This window comes from Cupriavidus sp. SK-3, assembly GCF_000611145.1.
In the GTDB taxonomy this organism is placed as follows: Bacteria; Pseudomonadota; Gammaproteobacteria; order Burkholderiales; family Burkholderiaceae; genus Cupriavidus.
In genome coordinates this window covers 1-17,935 of sequence record NZ_JFJV02000038.1, presented here as the reverse complement: position 1 = coordinate 17,935, position 17,935 = coordinate 1, and the positions used below count along the sequence as shown (strand labels likewise).

The window sequence follows — 17,935 nt, the reverse complement described above, 5'->3', positions numbered from 1 at the left end:
CCGTGTCACACCAAGTGCAGACTAGGGCAGATACCAATTGGTATTGTTTCAGAAATCGACGAATATGGCACGTTCCGTCGTACCGTCCAGCTTCCATGTTTTCCCGTCGTACCCCGTCCGCGCGTGCATCGCTGCGCCGCCGCGCCAGCCAGCTGGCGCTCACCCTCTGCGTGGGCTCGGCCATGGCCATGCCGCCGGGGCACGCGCGCGCCAACGTTGTCGAGGGCATGCGTATCGACGATGCGATCCGGGTCGGCGGCAAGGAACTGCAGCTCAATGGCACCGGGCTGCGCTCGGCGTTCATTCTCAAGGGCTATGTGGCCGCGCTTTACCTGCCGGAAAAGGCGCGCAACGCCACCGTGGTGCTGGGCGGCCACGGTCCCAAGCGCCTGCAGATCCGGCCGCTGCGCGAAGTCGCACCCGATACCTTTATCAAGGCGCTGAACGACGGGCTTCGCGAAAACCACAGCGAGATCCAGCTGCAGCGGCTATCCGAGCGCATGCTCCAGCTCAGGCAGACCATGGAGCAGATGGGCACGGCCCGCAAGGGCGACGTGATCAATTTCGACTTCTCGCCCGATGGCGGCACCATGGTCGCCATCAACGGCACGCCGCGCGGCAAGCCGATCCCGGGCGAGGATTTCTACCAGGCGGTGCTGCGCGTTTTCCTTGGCGACCATCCGGTCGACCGGGAACTCAAGCGCGCACTCCTGGGCGGTTGACCGCCCGCCAGAACTCACGCCGCCGGCCTCGCCGCTCCGCCACCGCGGATGCCTGGCCGGCGTTCTTTACCTAGGGCGGGACATCCCCGCCCGGTCTTTTGACGGGAGACACGATCTCATGCAATCCAGCAAAATCGCACTGGCCCTGGGCCTGGCAGCCGCCGCCACCCTGGCGCAGGCACAAAGCTTCCCGAGCAAGCCGATCCGGCTGATTATCCCGTTCGCGCCCGGTGGGACCACGGATATCGTGGGCCGTGGCGCGGCCGACCAGATGAGCCGCATCCTGGGCCAGCCCGTGGTGGTGGAAAACCGCGCCGGCGGCGGCGGCTCGATCGGCGCCGACGCCATCGCCAAGGCCGCGCCCGACGGCTACACCATCGGCATCTCCACCGTGTCCACCATGGCGGTCAACCCGGCTTGCAATCCCAAGCTGTCGTATGACCCGATCAAGGACTTCAAGCCCATCACCAACCTGGCCAACGTAGCCAACGTGATCGCGGTCAACCCGAATTTCCCGGCCAAGGACTACAAGGAGTTCCTGGCTGCGCTGAAGGCCAATCCGGGCAAGTATTCGTACGCCACCTCCGGCACCTGCGCCTTCGGCCACATGCTGGGCGAGCAGTTCAAGGTCTCGACCAAGACCTTCATGGTCCATATCCCCTACCGCGGCGCAGGCCCGGCACTGAACGACGTGCTGGCCGGCCAGGTGCCCATCATGGTCGACAACCTGCCCTCCTCGATGCCTTACATCAAGGCCGGCAAGCTGCGCCCGATCGTGGTGGCATGGAACAAGCGGATCGACGCGCTGCCGAACGTGCCGACCTTCGGCGAACTGGGACTGAAGGAGCCGAACGACCCGGCCTGGTACGGGCTGGTGGCCCCGGCCGGCACGCCTGACGACGTCATCAGGAAGCTCAATGAAGCCGCCGTCAAGGCACTGCAGGACAAGGACTTCCAGCAGCGCCTGCGAGCCGCCGGCGCCGAACCCTCGGGCAACACCCCGGCGGAGCACTCGGCCGAGATCAAGAAGGAATTCGAAAAGATGAAGCACCTGGTCAAGGTGCAGAACATCAAGCTGGAGCAGTGATACCGCGCCTGCCTGCATGAACGCCAGGCTTCAGCGCATCGTTGGCCCCCGATACGGGGGCCTTTTTATTTGGCGGGCATTTGCGCCCCGGTGCCGCTTATTCGAGCGTGACGTTGGCTGACTTGATCACCCCCGCCCACATCTTGCGGTCCTGTACCAGGAAGCTGGCGAAGTGCTCAGGCGCATCGCCCACCGGTTCGGAGCCGAACTCCGCCAGTTTCTTCTTCACCTCCGGCCGCGCCAGTGCCTTCACCAGTTCCTTGTTGAAGCGCTCCACAACCGGCTTTGGCAGGTCCCTGGGGCCGAAAATGCCCTGCCAGGTGGGCATGTCGAAGCCCTTGAGCCCGCTTTCCGCCAGCGTCGGCACGCCGGGCAATAACGCGGAGCGCGTGCTGCTGGTGACGGCCAGCGCCTTGACCTTGCCAGCCTGGACCAGGCTGGCCGCCGTGGTGATATTGTCCACGGTCATGGCGATATGCCCGCCCATCAGGTCGGTGATGACCGGGGTGGCGCCCTTGTACGGCGCATGGGCCATGTCGATGCCGAGCCGGTGCAGCATGGTCTCGGCGATCAGGTGATTGGACGTGCCGACGCCCGACGTGCCGAAGGTGGCCGACGGGGTCTGCTTCACGTAGGCGACGAAATCGGCCATGTTCCTGACCGGCAAGGTGGGCGTGACGATCACCACATTGGGTTGCGTGGCGAGCATCACGATGGGCGTGAAATCCTCCACCTTGTAGGGCGTTCCCTTGGGATTGAGCAGATGGCTGACAGCCATCGCGCCGGCGGCGCCCATGCCGATGGTGTAGCCATCCGCCGGGGACTTCGCAACCTTGTCGGCGGCGATATTGCCACCGGCGCCGGGCACGTTCTCCACCACCACGGGAACCCCCAGGCTTTCCGACAGCGGCGCCTGCACCAGCCGCGCCAGCAGGTCCGCCGAGCCGCCCGGCGCAAAGCCGACCAGCAGCCGTACCGGCCTGGCTGGCTTCCACTCCTGCGCGTGCGCCACCGATACCGTCGATACCGCGGCCATGCCTACGCCCACCGTCAGCAAGCCGCGTAGCAGCGGCCGCATGCGTTTCACCAGCTTTTCCATCTTGAGTCGCGCTCCAGCTATGTCATGGGCAATGGGTAACAGGTCGGCCGGGTTGCCCGCACCCCGGTTAGTCGGCTTGTGCCCGCGCGGCGTCAGTGCGATCGAGCACCTGCGCCAGCACGGTGGCCACCATGCGGTTCGACAGCAATACCGGTGCCTGCGCATGCCGCGCCACCTCAAGGCGCATCGCCTCGGTGAAGCCCATGCAATGCATGACGATCAGGTCGCAGCCGCGCAGGGCTTCGCCGGCCTGCGCGAAGCGTCCGCTCATGGCATCGAGATAGGGCGAGGCGTGGGTCACGCGCAGCTCGCAAGGCACCGGCTGGATCAGGTGGAAGTCCTTCACCTGCGCTTCCAGCGGCAGCACGATGCCGAGACGCCTGCAACCTGATGCAAGCGCCACGGTGAGGTGATCCACCACCTGCTGCGGTTCCACCACCAGCGTGTTCAGCGGCGGCAGCGCCGTGCCGGTGCACAGCGGCACCAGCACATCGAAGCGGCCGTCGTCCAGCGATTGCAGCAGCCGCGCGAGGCGCGCTTGCGCAACGGGCTTGCCGATCACCGCCTGGCTGCCGTCGCGCATGCGGGTGGCAAAGCGATACTCGCCGGCGCCCGGCGCCATTGCCGCGATGCCGGCGGCGTCCAGCGCGTCGAGAATGCCAAACTCCTCCGCCGCCACCGGCATGCGGAGGTCCGCCATCATCTGCGGCACCACATCCACGCGCGGCGACTGCCCGATGGTGACGAACCCCACGCGCGGTTCACGGCGGGCCGGCATCATGCTTCACGCCCCACCGTTTGCAGATGGGCCAGCGAGCCGTAGCGGCGCAGCAATTCGGCCCACTCGGCTTCATCGTAGAAGGCGCAGTTGCCCGGGCCGAACAGTTTGGCTACTTCAATGCAGAAGCGCGTGGCCACGTCGAGGTCGAAGGCGTTGGTCACGCCAGTGGCGCAGCCTGGCACCGTGGTCTGCGCGGTCAGCGCCACGCCGATCACGGGTGCGGTGGTGACGATGCCCGGCTGCATGATGGAGTTGACGTGCCAGAGGCCGTTTTCGTATGGCGTGATGTCCTGCGTGGTCAGCGGCAGCACGGCCGGCAGTTCGCCGCTGACCCAGCCCATCACGTCCAGCATGCGCTCGGGCAGGCGCAGCAGCCAGCCCTCCTTGGCCACCGGCGTGAGCGCCACGCCGCGGCGGTTGACGAAGCGGTTGCCCCGCGTGGTGTCCACCGACAGGATGGCGGCCATCCCGGCATGCACTTCATGCGACATCATCCTGCGCATCGCGAAAGGCGATTTCATCATCGGCACCGGATGATGCGGCCGCGTGGCCGCGTGCGGGCAGATATGGGTGTGAATCCGCACCGGCCCGGCCAGCACGTCGCCGGTGGCAGCCATGTCGGCCAGCTTGAGCGCGGTGGCAATCGCAACGATGGCGCCATCGGCATCCGAGACCAGCCCGGTCACGGCCGGGCGCGCACCCACGCCCCCGAGCCGCCCGACCAGGCCAAGCGCGGGCAGGCCCGGGTCCCGGCCAGGCAGCGTGCAGGCGAGGAAATCCGTGTACAGCCCGCCCTCTTCCACGCGCGTGACAGTGACATCGGCCACGCCGCGCGCACGCAGCAGCGTGGCGACCGTCTCGCCGTCGACCGTTGCCGCCGAGAGCAACTCGATCGACTCAATAACCTGCTTCATCGACATCCTGCCTGACCTCCCGCGACTCGCGCGCTCATTTCCGATTGCCCCTGCTTACTCTGGAAGCACCAGTGCGCCCGGCGCAACGTCCCAGGTGGACGGCCCCTTGAACCAGCGCGCCTGGTGCGGCCCGCCCATGTCAAACCGCTCGCCGGAAACGCGCAGCCAGTTGCCCTCCGGCAAGCCCAGTACCGGCATATGCGGCGCCAGCGTGGTGAACTCCGCCAGGCGCTGGTCGCGCGTTTCCCCGCGGAAACCAGGCACGGTGAGATTGAAGTAGTGCGGATTGATCTGGAACGGCACCAGCCCGAGCGCGTCGAAGCCGCCCGGATAGACCACCGGCATGTCATTGGTGGTGCAAATGCTCGGGCAAGCCAGATTGGATCCCGCGCTCCAGCCCAGATAGCGGGCGTGCCCGGCGGCAACCCGCGCGGAGATCGCGGCAAGCAGTCCGCGCTCGCGCAGGCATTGCAGCAGGCGGAAGGTATTGCCACCGCCGACCACGATCAGCTCGGCTGTTTCGATGGCGGCAATGGCGGCCCCTGCATCGGCCGCGCGATGCAGCGAGTGCGTGGCCAGGCCCAGCGGCGACAGCGCATCGCGCACCAAGGCTTCGTAGGCGTCCCATTCGCGCGTGACACCCGCGAAAGGTATGAAGCATGCCTGCCGGCGTCCGCCAGCCAGTTCGGCGATCGCGCCGTGTGCATGGACGAGGTACCCCTCGTCGCTGCTTGAATTGCTCAGTAACAGTAATTCCATGGGAGTTCGGGGCTTTTCTGCGTTATTCATCCGTGGGTGCCGGCGGGTCGCGCCACAGCGGGTCGCCAATGCGCTGGCCGAGGGCGGCTACCGCCTCCACCAGCGCGTCGCGCAATGCCTGCGCCTGCGCCTGGCCGACCTGCATGGCGGTAAAGGACAAGCACAGGCCGCGCAAGTCACCCGACGCCGGATCGGCAATCGTGGTGGCAACCGCGCCGATGCCCGGCATGCCTTCGTTGATGGCGATCGCGCTGCGCTCGGCGCGCGCGGCCGCCACGCGCTCACGCAATTCCCCCACCGTCGCGGGGCAACCGGCCGGGGCATCCGGCAGCTTCTTGCCGGCCGACTTGCCGTAGCGCTCGCTGAATGCCTCGCCGGACAGGCGCGACAGCAGCACGCGCCCCATCGCCGTGGTGAAGGCGGAGCGGCGCGTACCGGGCGGGGACAGCACCTGGACGGGATTGCTGCCGTTCAGGCGCTGCAGCACCACAGTGTCGGTGCCGTCGAGCATGGAAAGGTAGGCGGTAAAACCGGTGGATTCCGAGAGCGCCGCCAGCAGGTCGCGGCATTGCTCGTCGAAGGGATGTGCCTGGGTGGCCGCTTGCGCCGCGCGGATCAGCAGTACGCCAGGGCGATAGCGCCGCGTGGCCGGATGCATCTCCAGCAGGCGGTATTTCACCATTTGGGCGAGCAGGCGCGACGCGGAACTCTTGGCCAGGCCGAGTTCGTCGGTGATGTCGTTAAAGACAATCTCGTGCCGGCCCTGTTCGAACAGGCCCAGCACGCTTTCGACGCCTTCAAGAATGCTCATGCGGGATCTTTCCCTTCGGGCCGCACCCGTCATCCGGCGGCGCGGTCGGCTAGAATTTTTGGTTCCGTTTTTCGGAACCTAAGTTCCGTTAAATGGTTGTTCGGAAAAATTCTAGCGGTATTGAAGGAAAGATTCAACAGATGCTGCGCCGTATGGCTGCCGTTCCGGCCCCGTCAGGCCGGAACGGCCATCTTGCCCAGCAGCGCCTCCACCTCCGCAACCGTGGGCGAATACGCCCCCGCCCGCGTAGCCGCCACCGCCGCGCTAGCCGCCGCCCAGCGCGCCTGCCGCGCCGGCGTCGCCCCGGGATCCAGCAGCAGCCCCGCCATCCACCCTCCCATGGCGGCATCGCCACAGCCCACGGTGTCGACCACATCGACGGCAAACACCGGTTGTTCGCAAGCCTCATCCCCATGCAGCAGCGTCATGCCATCGGCGCCGCGCGTCAGCAGCACACTCGCGCGCGGGGCCAGCGCCCTGAGCGCGGCCAGCGCGGCGTGTTCGTCGAGTGCCGGATACAGGCCGCGCAGGTCTTCGTCCGAGACCTTGATGTAGTCCGCCAGTCCGGCGATATGGGCAAAGACCGCCTGGTACGCGGGCGCGCGCATGGGCGTGCGGAAATTGGGGTCGAAGGCGATGCGCTTGCCCGCTGCCGCTGCCTGCGTGGCTTCTTCGCACAGGCGCGCGGCCAGCGGCTGGCGCGCCAGGCTCAGCGAACCGAAGTGCACCGTGCGCGCGGCCTGGCGCCAGCCCTGCGGCAGACACGCGGGATCGAAGTAGAGATCGGCGCTGTCGTCGCCCACGAAGAAGTACTGCGGCGGGTGCTGCGCGCCGACAAAAGCCAGCAGCGGCGAGCGTTCGACGCGCTGCAGGAAACGCAGGTCAAGGCCGGCGTCCTCGCTGGCCAGGGCGAGCTGGTCGCCCAGCGTGTCGCAACTGATCGCGCCGGCGAACGCGGTGGGAATGCCCAGCCGCGCGCCCACGCGGGCTACGTTCCAGCATGAGCCGCCGGGCAGGCCGAGCCAGTCCTGGCCGCCCTGGTGGACCATATCGGTCAACGCCTCGCCGAACACGACGTACGCAGGCCATGGTGTCGTTGTCATTGCATCCTCTACTGTTCTACTGTGTTGGATAGCCGCCGCGTGCCGGCCTCAGCCTTGCCACGCTGACGCCGCCGCCAGCGCGCGCCGGATCAGGCCGGCGGTGGAAGCATCGTGGGGCCGCACCGGTCCGCCGTCCAGCTCGCAGGCGATCGGCGCAGCCAGTTGCTTGCCGAGTTCCACGCCCCACTGGTCGAACGAATTGATGTTCCACAGCACGCCCTGCACGAAGGTGCGGTGCTCCGAGAGCGCAATCAGCGCCCCCAGGTGCCAGGGATCGAGCCGCTGCAGCAGCAACGTATTGCTGGGCCGGTTGCCTTCGAACACCATGTGCGGCACCAGCGCCTCGTCCCGCACGCCCAGCGCCCGGACCTCCCCGGCGGTGCGGCCGCGCAGCAGCGCCTCGCCCTGCGCGAAGCAGTTGGCGAGCAGCTTGCCGTGGTGGCCGGGCATCGCGTGCGCCGGTTCGAGCGCGGCGATGAAATCCACCGGCATCCAGTGCGAACCCTGGTGCACCATCTGGAAGTAGGCATGCTGGCCGTTGGTGCCGGTGGTGCCCCACACCACGGGCGCGGTGCCTTGCGCGGCGGCGGCGCCGTCGAGCTGCACGGACTTGCCGTTGCTCTCCATCTCAAGCTGCTGCAGGAAGGCCGGCAGCAATTCGAGCGGCTCGCAGTACGGCGCCACGCAGCGGCTGCCGGTGCCCAGGAAGCTGCGATACCAGACATCGAGCAGGCCGAGGATCATCGGCATGTTCCGCGGCGAGTCGGTCTCGGCGAAATGCCGGTCCATGGCGCGGGCGCCGTCGAGCAACTGGCGGAAGCGGTCGAAGCCGACCGCCAGCGCAATCGACAGGCCCACCGCCGACCACAGCGAGAAGCGCCCGCCCACCCAATCCCAGAACGGGAACATATTGTCGGGATCGATGCCGAACGCTACCACGGCCTCCCGGTTGGTGGAAACGGCGACGAAATGGCTGGCCAGCTGCGCCTGCGGCACGCCGTGGCGCAGGCACCAGGCGCGCGCGGTCTGCGCGTTTGCCATGGTCTCGAGTGTGGTGAAGGTCTTGGAGCAAACCACCACCAGCGTGCTGGCGGCATCCAGCCGCGCGAGCACCGCGGCGAGATCGCTGCCATCCACGTTGGCGACGAAATGCATGCGCGGCCCTCCGCTATCCAGGTGCGCGAGCGCGCGGCAGACCATGCGCGGACCCAGGTCCGAGCCGCCGATGCCGATATTGACCACATCGGTAATCACGCGGCCATTCCAGCCGCGCCAAGTGCCGCCCCGTACCGCGCCGGAAAATCGTTCCATCTGCGCCAGCACCGCGGCTACGTCGCCGGCCACCGGCACGCCCTGCGCATGGAAGCCATCCTCCGGCCACGCGCGCAGCGCCATGTGCAGCGCGGCGCGGCGCTCGGTGGTATTGACCGCTTCGCCGCGGTACATCGCATCGCGCCGCGTGGCTACGCCCGCCTCGCTGGCGAGTTCGAACAACAGCGCCATGGTGGTGTCGGTGACGCGGTTCTTGGCATAGTCCAGCGTCAGGCCTGCCGCCTCGGCCACGAAGCGGGCACCGCGGGCTTCGCCCTGCTCGCCGTCGAACCAGTCGCGCAGGTGGGCATCGCGGATGACTTGCGCATGTGCCTGCAGCCGTTGCCAGCTGGGCAGGTGATGGGACATATTGGACATCGGTTCAACTCCTGTACTCGCCCCCGCACGGGCAGTAGGCAATAAATGGGCAATAGCCAGTAGCCAGTGCGGCGGTATCTCTCAAACTGCCTTCACAGCTCTTCATGCCAGACCGCGCCATCGCGCGAAGGCAGCGCGCTCGACGCGGCCGGCCCCCAGGTGCCCGCGGTGTAGAGCTTGGGCGCGAGATTGCTCTGCGCCCATGCCTGCTGGATTGGCGCGACCCAGCGCCAGGCCTGTGCCTGTTCGTCACGCCGCACGAACAGCCCGAGGCGGCCCCGGATCACGTCAAGCAGCAGGCGCTCGTAAGCCCCGGTCTTGCGCTCATGGCGGCCGCCCTGCCCGCGCGGCAACATGCGTTGCAGATCCAGCGTGGCGGGCTGCAGCGCCTGGGTGTCGCCAGGATGCTTGACCAGGAAATGCAGGCGGATGCTTTCCTCCGGCTGCAGCGTGATCACCAGCCGGTTGCCAGGCTCGTGGTCGAGCGGGCGCGGGAACAGGGAATACGGCACGTCGCGGAACTGGATCACGATCTCGGCCACGCGGGACTGCATGCGCTTGCCGGTGCGCAGGTAAAACGGCACGCCGGCCCAGCGCCAGTTGGCGATCTCCGCCTTGATGGCGACGAAGGTTTCGGTCTGGCTGTCGGGCGAGACAGCCGGCTCGTTCACGTAGCCCGGCACCGCATCGCCGCTCGCCGCACCGCGGCAGTACTGTCCACGTACCACTTTCTCGGCCACCTCGTTCAGCGCGATCGGCTTGAGTGCCTTCAGGATCTTCAGCTTCTCGTCGCGGATGGCGTCCTCGGACAGGCTGGAGGGCGGCTCCATCGCCACCATGCACAGCAGTTGCAGCAGGTGGTTCTGCACCATGTCGCGCAATGCGCCGATGCCGTCGTAGAAGGCGCCGCGCTTTTCCACGCCGATTTCCTCGGCGATGGTGATCTGCACATCGCGCACCCATTCGCGCCGCCACAGCGGCTCGAACAGGACATTGCCAAAGCGCATTGCCATCAGGTTCTGCACCGATTCCTTGCCCAGGTAATGATCGATGCGATAGATCTGGTCTTCGGCAAAATGGCGCGCCACCGCGGAGTTGATCGCGTCGGACGAGGCCAGGTCATGGCCCAGCGGCTTCTCCAGCACGATGCGCACGCCGGCGTGATTCAGCCCGGTGCGGGCCAGCTGGTCGCAGATCGACACGAACAGGTGCGGCCCCGTGGCCAGGTAGAACACCACCACCGGCGCGGCGCGCGCGCGCACCAGTTCGGCCAGGGAATCGAAGCCCTCCGGCGCATTGGCATCCACCTGCAGGTAGAGAATGCGCTCGGCAAACGAGCGCCATGTCTCGGCNCGGCGGCCGCGGCCGCCGGCAGCGCGGGACGCACCTTGGCCTCCAGCATGGCCAGGTAGGCTTCCTGGCCGAGCGGCTGGCTGCCCAGCGCGAGGATGCGCCCGCGCGGATGCAACGAGCCCACGCAGTGCGCGTCGAACAGCGCCGGCAGCAGCTTGCGCGTGGCCAGGTCCCCGGTGCCGCCGAACAGCACGAAGTCGAATTCGGGTACTGCGCCTACAGCATTGCTTTGCATCATGTCACCAGTCGGTTGGTTATTCGATTCATCGGTTTGAAGCGGGTTGGCGTGGCCGCTGGCCACGCTAGCGCGGCGCGGACCAGCCCTTGTAGTCGTTCACATTGGCGCGCGTAACCAACGTAGGCGGCAGCAACACGGTGCGGCTTGCGGGCGGCCTGCCGTTCATCAGCCCAACGCCGATCTCCACCGCGGTGCGCGAGATGGCCCAGGGATCCTGGCTGGCCGAGGCCTCGACCAGGGTGTTGGCCTTGAGCGCGGCCTCGATATCGGGCGCGCCGTCGACCGAGGCGATCAGGATGCCGCGCCGGTTCAGCTGGCGCGCGGCCAGGTCGGCGCCGACCGCCTGCGGGTCGTTGATGGTGAACACCGCATCAACCTTGGGGAAACGGGTCAGGTAGAGCTGCATGACGTTCAGGCCGCCCTCGCGCGAGCCCTTGGCGTCCTGGTCATCGGAGAGCACATGGATGCCGGGGTGCTTGCCCAGCACGGTCTTGCAGCCCTTCACGCGATCCAGGACGGCGGACACCGGCGGGCCGTTCTGGATGATCAGGTTGCCGCGCCCGCCCAGCCGCTCGGCGAGAAAGCCGCAGGCAATCTCGCCGGCCCGGGTGTTGTCGGTCTGCCCCGTGGCGTCGGCGCCCGCCGCCGCCACGTCCACCGCCACCACCACGATACCGGCCTTGCGCGCCTTCTTCACCGCCGGTTCGATGGCGCGCGCATCGGCCGCGTTGATCAGGATCAGGTCCACCTTCGACACGATAAAACTGTCGATATGCGAGAACTGCTTGTTGAGGTCATAGTCGGCGGACAGCACCGTGACCTTGACCTCCGGGTTGATCTTCCTGGCCGCGGCTTCGGCGCCATGCGCCAGCGCGACAAAGTACGGGTTGCCGAGCGAGCCGAGCGTGACGCCGACTTTCTTCAACGGCCTTTGCGCGGCCGCGGGCGCCGATGCCGGGTCCGGCGCGCCCTGCGCCGCGGCGCCGGTGCACAGTATGCTGACTGCCGCCAGCGCGAGTGCCGCCAGGTAATGCTTGGACATGTCGTGTCTCCAGTAGCCGGTGTGTTCAGCGCAAGCGCATCAGGTACGTGCCGAGCCCTTGCGGCGGTAGCGGTCGAGCGCCACCGCGCCGATGATCACCAGGCCCTTGATGATGTACTGCCAGATATCGGACACGCCCAGCAGCACCAGCCCGTTGGACAGCACCGCGATGATCAGCGCCCCCACCAGCGTACCGACGATCGAGCCGGTGCCGCCGACGAAGCTGGTGCCGCCAAGGATGACCGCCGCGATCGCGTCGAGCTCATACGACTGGCCCAGTTGCAGTCCGTTGGCTGCGTACAGCCGCGAGGCGGACATCACACCGCCGAGGCCGGACAGCAAACCCGAGACCGCATAGACGAACAGCAGCACGACCCACACCTTGATGCCGGACAGCCGCGCCGCTTCCGCATTGCCGCCGACCGCGTAGATCTGCAGGCCCAGCACGGTACGGCGCAGCACGAACCACGACAACGCCACCACGGCGAAAGCGATGATCACCAGCCAGGGCACGCCCAACACCTCCGCGTTGCCGATGAAGGCGAAGCCGATATCCGGGTTGTAGATCGTGCTGTCGTTGCCAACCAGCCGCGCCAGCCCGCGCACGGCGGTCAGCGTGCCGAGCGTAACAATGAACGGCGGCAGTTTCATGAAAGCGACCAGGGCTCCGTTGACGATGCCGAACAGCAAGCCGCACAGCAGCGCGGCCGGCACGCTCAGCATGCCTAGCTGCGGCGACAGCGATGCCAGCATCGCCACCACCGCCGAGATCGACAGGATCGACCCCACCGACAGGTCGATGCCGCCGGTCAGGATCACGAATGTCATGCCCGCGGCCAGCACCATATTGATCGAAGCTTGCTGCGCGATGATCGACAGGTTCTGCCAGCCGGCGAAGTTCTCGGTGAGCACCGAGAAGCCGATGCACAGCAGCACCAGCACGGGCAGCATGCCGAGCGCGCGCAGGCGCTCCTGCGTGGTGATGCGGCCGAGGGACGCCGACGGCGCGGCCGGACCGGTGGAAGGAACGGGACGGGTGATGGATTCGTGCATGGTTGTCTCCTGCGCCGGCGGCTGCGGGAATCTGCAGGCCGGCGTCAATATCTCTTGCGGGTGGCGGAGAGGCTCCGCCCTGTCTCAGTGCAGCATGCTGCTGGTTGCGTTGCCGGCTGCGGCATTGCCGGGCGCGGCCAATGGCGTGCCAGTCCAGTCCGCCGCCGGCTGCGCCGCGCCCGTGGCCAGCGCAATGATGCGTTCCTGGGTTTCGGCGGCGCTGCTGGCTGGCCGGACCTCGCCGGCCAGCGCACCTTCGCGCATGACCAGCACGCGATCGCACAGGCCCACGACTTCGGGCAGCTCGCTGGAGATCATCAGGATCGCCACGCCGCTCTCGGCCAGCGCGTTGATCAGGCGGTAGATTTCCGACTTGGCGCCAATATCCACGCCACGGGTGGGCTCATCGAGGATCAGCACGCGCGGCTGGATTTCCAGCAGCCGCGACAGCATCACCTTCTGCTGGTTGCCGCCCGACAGGGCACCCACATTGACCTGCGCATGCGCGACGCGGATGCCGAGCGTGTCAATGGCCTCCGTGGTCCGCCGGCGCGCGGCCGGGCGGTTCAGGCGCCCGAGCCCGAGGGCATCGCGCGCGGCCACGATGAGGTTGATGTTCTCCTGCACGCTCTGGTCGAGAAACAGGCCTTGCAGCTTGCGGTCCTCGGTCAGGTAGGCAATGCCGGCATCGATGGCCTGGCGCGGGCCGCCGGGCGGCAGCGTGACCAGCCCGGCCGGGCTTGCAATACGCACCTCGCCGCGCGTACGCACATCGGCGCCAAAGACCAGACGCGCCAGTTCCGTGCGGCCCGCGCCGACCAGGCCCGCCAGTCCCAGCACCTCGCCGGCACGCAGATCAAAGCTGCAGCCCTTGACGCGGCGCCCGTCCGCGACATCACGCACCGACAGCATGACCTCGCCCTGGCGCGACTGGCCATGCGTCTTGGTATAGAAGCCCGACAGGTCGCGCCCCACCATCATCTTGACCAGCGCCGCCTGCGACAGGTGATCGCGGTCCAGCGTGCCGACGAAGCAGCCATCGCGCAGCACCGTCACGCGATCGGCCAGCTCGTCGATCTCGGCCATGCGGTGGCTGATATAGAGGATCGCCATGCCTTCGCCGCGCAACTGGCGGATCAGCGCGAACAGGCGGTCCGTCTCGTGCGTGGACAGCGGCGTGGTGGGTTCGTCCATCACTAGGATGCGCGCTTCGAAGTGCACGGCACGCGCGATCTCGACCAGTTGGCGCTGCGCGATCGACAGGCTGGAGACACAGGCCACGGGCGAGAAATCCGCACCGAGCCGGGTCAGCGTCGGTTCGCAGGCGCGCGCCATTTCGCCGCGCGCCACCAGCCCGCGCCGTTGCAGCGCGCGGCCAAGGTAGATGTTCTCCGCCACGCTCAGGTTGGGGGCCAGGCTCAGCTCCTGGTAAATCACCGCCACGCCGAGATCGCGTGCGGACTGCGGCCCGTCGATCTCCACCCTTTGGCCGTCGATATGGCATTCGCCGCCGGGATCCGCCGTGTAGGCGCCGGACAGGATCTTCATCAGGGTCGACTTGCCGGCACCGTTTTCACCCATCAGGGCATGGACCTCGCCGGCATAAGCGGTCAGCTCGACATTGCGCAGCGCGCGCACGCCGGGGAAGGTCTTGCAGATATTGCGCAGCGCGAGCAAGGGCGGGTTGGCGCACGCGCCGGAAAAATCGGACAGGTCAGACGATGGCATGGTTGGCCTCCGGAATCATGGCGGATGCGCCCCTGAGCATTTCGGCCCGCGGCGAGAAGTTCATGAACATTGGCAGCGAGGCGGCACCCACCGCGCCGGCGTTGGCGCCGAAGCAACCACGCACCACGCGCGGCGGGCGCCGCGCCTCCGGCGCGCCCTCGTCCAGTTCGGCCTGCAGGCGCCCGATCAGCGCCGCCACGAGGCCGGCATCGATGTCGGCGTCAAGGATGATCAGCGGCACGTCGAGCACCGCCAGCGCGGACTGCATGGCCGGCGCGAGCGCGTCGATGCAGTCTTCCAGCCACTCCCCCACCGCCGGATGCTGGTTGCGCACCTGCGCTTCCAGATCCGCGTGGCCGTCGATGGTCACACCGTGATGGCGCAGGTGCCGGGTCAGCGCATTGAGCGAAGCACGTGCCAGCAGGATGTCGCGCCGCTTGACGGTGCGCGGCGCCGAGGCCAGCGTGCTTGGCTGGACCGGCATCATGCCGATATCGCCGGCATTGCCCGACACCCCGCGCACGCAGTCGCCGTTGAGCGCCACGCCGCCGCCGATGGCCGGGCCGAGGAAGACATAGAGGAAACTCTGCGCGTGGTGGCGGCCGTAGAACAGTTCGGCCACGGCGGCGGCGGTCCCGTCGTTCTCGCCGAACACCGGCATGTCCGTGGCGTCCGCCAGTTCGGCGGCGAAGTCCACCGCATCCCAGGCGCGGAAGGTGGCTTGCGAAGCCTCGTCCTGCAGATCCAGTTCGCGCAGCCAGGCGCCGAGGTTGTAGGGCTGGGCCACGCCGATGCCGAGCAGGCGCTTGCGTTCGGCCGGCGTCAGCTGCGCGCGCAGCGCGGCCACATCGCCGCGCACGATCTCAAGCGCCTGATCCGGGTGAGGCAGGATCATCTGGTGGGCACGGGTGGCGAGGATCTCGCCGCCGAAATCCACCATCACGCACTCGATGCTGGCGCGGTCCAGCCGCACGCCGATGCCGAACGCCCCCTTCGGCTGGAGGCGGATCAGGCTGGCCGGCTGGCCGCGCTGCCCGTCCTGCCGGCGGCCGGCCACTTCGATCAGGCCATCCTCGGTCAGCGTCTGCACGATGCTGCCCACTGCCGTGTTGGTGAGCTGGGCCATGCGGGCGAGATCGGCCTTGGACGCCTCCCCGGCCCGGCGCAGCGCCAACAGCAACGCGCGCTCGTTGTACAGCCGCAGGCTGGCGGAATTCACGCCGCGGCCGGCCTTGGCACTGTTCATATCGTCTCCGGTGTTGTTCTGAGCGCCGCCCGGATCACATGATGGATTCGCCACGGCATTAATTAATTCAGTTTGAATTAAATAATACGGAGAGGTAGAACTCAAGGAAGGGGAAACCCGCAGGCAAGCGGTTGCATGCCACCACTAAAGCGCCGTCCGAGCGCCGTCCGAGCGCCTCGCACGCCACCGGGCATCCCACCGGCTCCGCCATGCTCTAAAATCCAGGCTCGCGCCTTCCGCACCCTGCCATGGACTCCATCTTCGACGCCATCCTTCCCGCGCCTTTCGGCAAGATCGGCGTGCGTACCGACGGCGAAACCATCCGCGAGATCGTCTACCTGCCCGAGAGCATGAAGCTGATCGAGCCCGCCAATGCGGTCGCGCGACAGCTGGCGCGGCAACTCGAGGCCTACTACGCCGATCCGGATGCCCCCTTCGATATCCCGCTGGCGCCGGTCGGCAGCGCCTTCCAGCGCCGGGTATGGCAAGCCATCGCGAGCGTGCCGCGCGGCAAGGTCACCACCTATGGCGCCGTGGCGCGGCAGATCGCCAGCGCGCCGCGCGCGGTCGGGCAGGCGTGCGGGGCCAATTATTTCCCGGTGGTGATTCCCTGCCACCGCGTGGTCGGCGCCAGCGGCATTGGCGGCTTTGCCAACCACCAGGGCGATGGCTTCTTCCTTGACATCAAACGCTGGTTGCTGATCCACGAAGGGGTGATGCTGGCATGAACGATATCGCCCACATCGAAGGCGGCGCCGAAGCCCAGGACAGCCCCGAACTGCTTGCCGACCTGGACCTGGTCCACCGTTTCTGCGACGCGCTGTGGCTGGAAGACGGGCTGGCGCGCAACACCATCGACGCCTACCGGCGCGACCTGACGCTGCTGTCGCGCTGGCTGCATGCCACGGCTACGGCCACGCTGCTGGGGGTGGACGATACCGCCCTCAATGGCTACTTCGCATCGCGCCACCTTGAGACGCGGGCATCGTCGGCCAACCGGCGGCTCACCGTGTTCAAGCGCTTTTACCAGTGGGCGGTGCGCGAGCACATGATCACGGCCGATCCCTGCCTGCTGCTGCGCCCGGCCAAGCAGCCGCCGCGCTTTCCCAAGACGCTGACGGAAGCCCAGGTCGAGGCCCTGCTGGAAGCGCCGGACACCGCCACCCCGCTCGGCCTGCGCGACCGCACCATGCTGGAACTGATGTATGCCAGCGGATTGCGCGTGTCAGAGCTCACGCAGATGAAGACCATCGAAGTCGGCCTCAACGAAGGCGTGGCGCGCGTAGTCGGCGGCAAGGGCAACAAGGAACGGCTGGTTCCCTTCGGCACCGAAGCCGGCGACTGGCTACGCCGCTACCTCGCCGAAGGCCGGCCCGCGCTGCTGGGCGAGCGCGCCTGCGACGCGCTGTTCGTCACCCAGCGCGGCGAGGGCATGACGCGGCAGGCCTTCTGGCACCTGATCAAGCGCCACGCGCGCGACGCCGAGATCTACGCGCCGTTGTCCCCGCATACGTTGCGGCATGCCTTTGCCACCCACCTGCTCAACCACGGCGCAGACCTGCGCGTGGTGCAGTTGCTGCTGGGGCATGCCGATATTTCCACTACGCAGATCTATACGCATGTGGCGCGCGAGCGCTTGCGGGATCTGCATCAGCAGCATCATCCGCGCGGGTAGGTTTTTTTGCGCGGTCATTGCGAACAGTCATTCCATCATGAGCAAGTCCAAACACGTTTCGGAAACCCCCGCTACCCAGTTCCTCAAGCGGCATGGCGTTGCCTTTGGCGAGCATGCCTATGAGTATGTCGAGCATGGAGGCACCGGGGAGTCGGCGCGCCAGCTTGGCGTGGATGAGCATGCTGTGATCAAGACGCTGGTGATGGAGGACGAGAAGGCGCAGCCGATGATCGTGCTGATGCATGGGGATTGTTCGGTGTCGACGAAAAACCTCGCTCGGCAGACGGGGCGCAAGAGCGTGCAGCCGTGCAAGCCAGAGGTGGCGCAGCGGCATAGCGGATATATGGTGGGGGGGACTTCGCCGTTCGGGACGCGCAAGCGGATGCCGGTGTATGTGGAAGCTGGTGTGCTGGCGCTGGGGAGGATCTATATCAATGGGGGGCGCAGGGGGTATCTGGTTAGCGTTGATCCGCAGGTGTTGACGGTGCTGGTGGGGGCGGAGGTGGTGGAGTGTGCGTTGGTGGATTAAGAGTGTGAGGGGGGTGGGGGGTAAAACCGTTGGCTTTTGATTGCGGGTGGGCCTTTGGAATTGGCGGTGTTGGTCTTTGGACCCAAAGGAATACGACATCCCCCTG

The 17,935-nt window shown here is 67.3% G+C and carries 16 protein-coding genes and 2 pseudogenes; 5 read left to right on the top strand and 13 right to left on the bottom strand.

Annotation, left to right across the window (positions count from 1 at the left end):
- Positions 1-95 precede the first annotated feature (95 nt).
- Together CF70_RS04225 and CF70_RS04220 are read left to right on the top strand one after the other, a co-directional pair.
- Positions 96-722, top strand: coding sequence for a chalcone isomerase family protein (locus tag CF70_RS04225; protein WP_081862011.1), 627 nt, complete (start codon positions 96-98; stop codon positions 720-722).
- Between the two features lie 118 nt (positions 723-840).
- Positions 841-1,809: a tripartite tricarboxylate transporter substrate binding protein BugE gene (locus CF70_RS04220; RefSeq protein ID WP_035860791.1), complete on the top strand. Its 969-nt coding sequence runs from the start codon at positions 841-843 to the stop codon at positions 1,807-1,809.
- A gap of 97 nt (positions 1,810-1,906) precedes the next feature.
- Here CF70_RS04220 and CF70_RS04215 read toward each other — a convergent pair whose 3' ends face one another.
- From CF70_RS04215 to CF70_RS04160, 13 genes and pseudogenes are all read right to left on the bottom strand, one after another.
- Positions 1,907-2,908, bottom strand: a complete 1,002-nt coding sequence (locus tag CF70_RS04215) for a Bug family tripartite tricarboxylate transporter substrate binding protein (RefSeq protein WP_035860790.1) — start codon at positions 2,906-2,908, stop codon at positions 1,907-1,909.
- Positions 2,909-2,975: 67 nt separating this feature from the next.
- Positions 2,976-3,686 carry an AroM family protein gene (locus tag CF70_RS04210; protein ID WP_035860891.1) on the bottom strand — a complete coding sequence of 237 codons (711 nt, stop codon included), beginning with the start codon at positions 3,684-3,686 and terminating at the stop codon, positions 2,976-2,978.
- Entirely contained in the window at positions 3,686-4,609 is a 924-nt protein-coding gene (locus tag CF70_RS04205; protein WP_081862010.1) for a DUF1177 domain-containing protein, read from the bottom strand. The genes CF70_RS04210 and CF70_RS04205 overlap by 1 nt, the downstream gene beginning before the upstream one ends.
- A gap of 48 nt (positions 4,610-4,657) precedes the next feature.
- Positions 4,658-5,362 (bottom strand): dipeptidase PepE, encoded by a 705-nt coding sequence (gene pepE / locus CF70_RS04200; RefSeq protein ID WP_035860787.1) that lies wholly within the window; start codon positions 5,360-5,362, stop codon positions 4,658-4,660.
- Positions 5,363-5,384: 22 nt separating this feature from the next.
- Entirely contained in the window at positions 5,385-6,173 is a 789-nt protein-coding gene (locus tag CF70_RS04195) for an IclR family transcriptional regulator (RefSeq protein WP_035860783.1), read from the bottom strand.
- Between the two features lie 173 nt (positions 6,174-6,346).
- Positions 6,347-7,276 carry a carbohydrate kinase family protein gene (locus tag CF70_RS04190; RefSeq protein WP_035860780.1) on the bottom strand — a complete coding sequence of 310 codons (930 nt, stop codon included), beginning with the start codon at positions 7,274-7,276 and terminating at the stop codon, positions 6,347-6,349.
- A 48-nt stretch (positions 7,277-7,324) separates the two neighbouring features.
- On the bottom strand, positions 7,325-8,956 hold the full coding sequence (pgi, locus tag CF70_RS04185) for a glucose-6-phosphate isomerase (protein ID WP_035860888.1): 1,632 nt from the start codon (positions 8,954-8,956) through the stop codon (positions 7,325-7,327).
- Positions 8,957-9,057: 101 nt separating this feature from the next.
- Positions 9,058-10,317, bottom strand: a pseudogene (gene zwf, locus CF70_RS04180) (glucose-6-phosphate dehydrogenase); the annotation flags it as partial.
- Position 10,318: 1 nt separating this feature from the next.
- Positions 10,319-10,553 (bottom strand): annotated as a pseudogene (locus tag CF70_RS37310) (glucose-6-phosphate dehydrogenase); the annotation flags it as partial.
- A 67-nt stretch (positions 10,554-10,620) separates the two neighbouring features.
- A complete protein-coding gene (locus CF70_RS04175) occupies positions 10,621-11,598 on the bottom strand; it encodes an ABC transporter substrate-binding protein (protein ID WP_035860777.1) in 978 nt (325 codons plus the stop codon).
- Positions 11,599-11,637: 39 nt separating this feature from the next.
- Positions 11,638-12,651, bottom strand: coding sequence for an ABC transporter permease subunit (locus CF70_RS04170; protein WP_051648030.1), 1,014 nt, complete (start codon positions 12,649-12,651; stop codon positions 11,638-11,640).
- A gap of 84 nt (positions 12,652-12,735) precedes the next feature.
- Positions 12,736-14,379, bottom strand: coding sequence for a sugar ABC transporter ATP-binding protein (locus CF70_RS04165; RefSeq protein WP_051648029.1), 1,644 nt, complete (start codon positions 14,377-14,379; stop codon positions 12,736-12,738).
- Positions 14,366-15,625, bottom strand: coding sequence for an ROK family protein (locus CF70_RS04160; RefSeq protein WP_035860775.1), 1,260 nt, complete (start codon positions 15,623-15,625; stop codon positions 14,366-14,368). The genes CF70_RS04165 and CF70_RS04160 overlap by 14 nt, the downstream gene beginning before the upstream one ends.
- A gap of 248 nt (positions 15,626-15,873) precedes the next feature.
- On the opposite strand from CF70_RS04160, the gene CF70_RS04155 reads away from it, so the two are divergent.
- Genes CF70_RS04155 through CF70_RS04145 form a run of 3 tightly spaced genes read left to right on the top strand, consistent with a single transcriptional unit; the run spans position 15,874 to position 17,829 of the window.
- Positions 15,874-16,353 (top strand): methylated-DNA--[protein]-cysteine S-methyltransferase, encoded by a 480-nt coding sequence (locus CF70_RS04155; RefSeq protein ID WP_035860772.1) that lies wholly within the window; start codon positions 15,874-15,876, stop codon positions 16,351-16,353.
- Complete coding sequence (xerD, locus tag CF70_RS04150; RefSeq protein ID WP_035860769.1) at positions 16,350-17,300, top strand: site-specific tyrosine recombinase XerD; 951 nt, start codon at positions 16,350-16,352, stop codon at positions 17,298-17,300. Before CF70_RS04155 ends, xerD begins: the two co-directional genes overlap by 4 nt.
- 37 nt (positions 17,301-17,337) lie before the next feature.
- Positions 17,338-17,829: an aminoacyl-tRNA deacylase gene (locus CF70_RS04145; protein ID WP_035860881.1), complete on the top strand. Its 492-nt coding sequence runs from the start codon at positions 17,338-17,340 to the stop codon at positions 17,827-17,829.
- Positions 17,830-17,935 lie beyond the last annotated feature (106 nt).

Excerpts from the sequence above, each read along its gene's own strand:
- CF70_RS04225 (WP_081862011.1), top strand. The coding sequence starts at position 96 with ATGTTTTCCCGTCGTACCCCGTCCGCGCGTGCATCGCTGCGCCGCCGC.
- CF70_RS04220 (WP_035860791.1), top strand. The coding sequence starts at position 841 with ATGCAATCCAGCAAAATCGCACTGGCCCTGGGCCTGGCAGCCGCCGCC.
- CF70_RS04215 (WP_035860790.1), bottom strand. The coding sequence starts at position 2,908 with ATGGAAAAGCTGGTGAAACGCATGCGGCCGCTGCTACGCGGCTTGCTG.
- CF70_RS04210 (WP_035860891.1), bottom strand. The coding sequence starts at position 3,686 with ATGCCGGCCCGCCGTGAACCGCGCGTGGGGTTCGTCACCATCGGGCAG.
- CF70_RS04205 (WP_081862010.1), bottom strand. The coding sequence starts at position 4,609 with ATGTCGATGAAGCAGGTTATTGAGTCGATCGAGTTGCTCTCGGCGGCA.
- pepE (WP_035860787.1), bottom strand. The coding sequence starts at position 5,362 with ATGGAATTACTGTTACTGAGCAATTCAAGCAGCGACGAGGGGTACCTC.
- CF70_RS04195 (WP_035860783.1), bottom strand. The coding sequence starts at position 6,173 with ATGAGCATTCTTGAAGGCGTCGAAAGCGTGCTGGGCCTGTTCGAACAG.
- CF70_RS04190 (WP_035860780.1), bottom strand. The coding sequence starts at position 7,276 with ATGACAACGACACCATGGCCTGCGTACGTCGTGTTCGGCGAGGCGTTG.
- pgi (WP_035860888.1), bottom strand. The coding sequence starts at position 8,956 with ATGTCCCATCACCTGCCCAGCTGGCAACGGCTGCAGGCACATGCGCAA.
- CF70_RS04175 (WP_035860777.1), bottom strand. The coding sequence starts at position 11,598 with ATGTCCAAGCATTACCTGGCGGCACTCGCGCTGGCGGCAGTCAGCATA.
- CF70_RS04170 (WP_051648030.1), bottom strand. The coding sequence starts at position 12,651 with ATGCACGAATCCATCACCCGTCCCGTTCCTTCCACCGGTCCGGCCGCG.
- CF70_RS04165 (WP_051648029.1), bottom strand. The coding sequence starts at position 14,379 with ATGCCATCGTCTGACCTGTCCGATTTTTCCGGCGCGTGCGCCAACCCG.
- CF70_RS04160 (WP_035860775.1), bottom strand. The coding sequence starts at position 15,625 with ATGAACAGTGCCAAGGCCGGCCGCGGCGTGAATTCCGCCAGCCTGCGG.
- CF70_RS04155 (WP_035860772.1), top strand. The coding sequence starts at position 15,874 with ATGGACTCCATCTTCGACGCCATCCTTCCCGCGCCTTTCGGCAAGATC.
- xerD (WP_035860769.1), top strand. The coding sequence starts at position 16,350 with ATGAACGATATCGCCCACATCGAAGGCGGCGCCGAAGCCCAGGACAGC.
- CF70_RS04145 (WP_035860881.1), top strand. The coding sequence starts at position 17,338 with ATGAGCAAGTCCAAACACGTTTCGGAAACCCCCGCTACCCAGTTCCTC.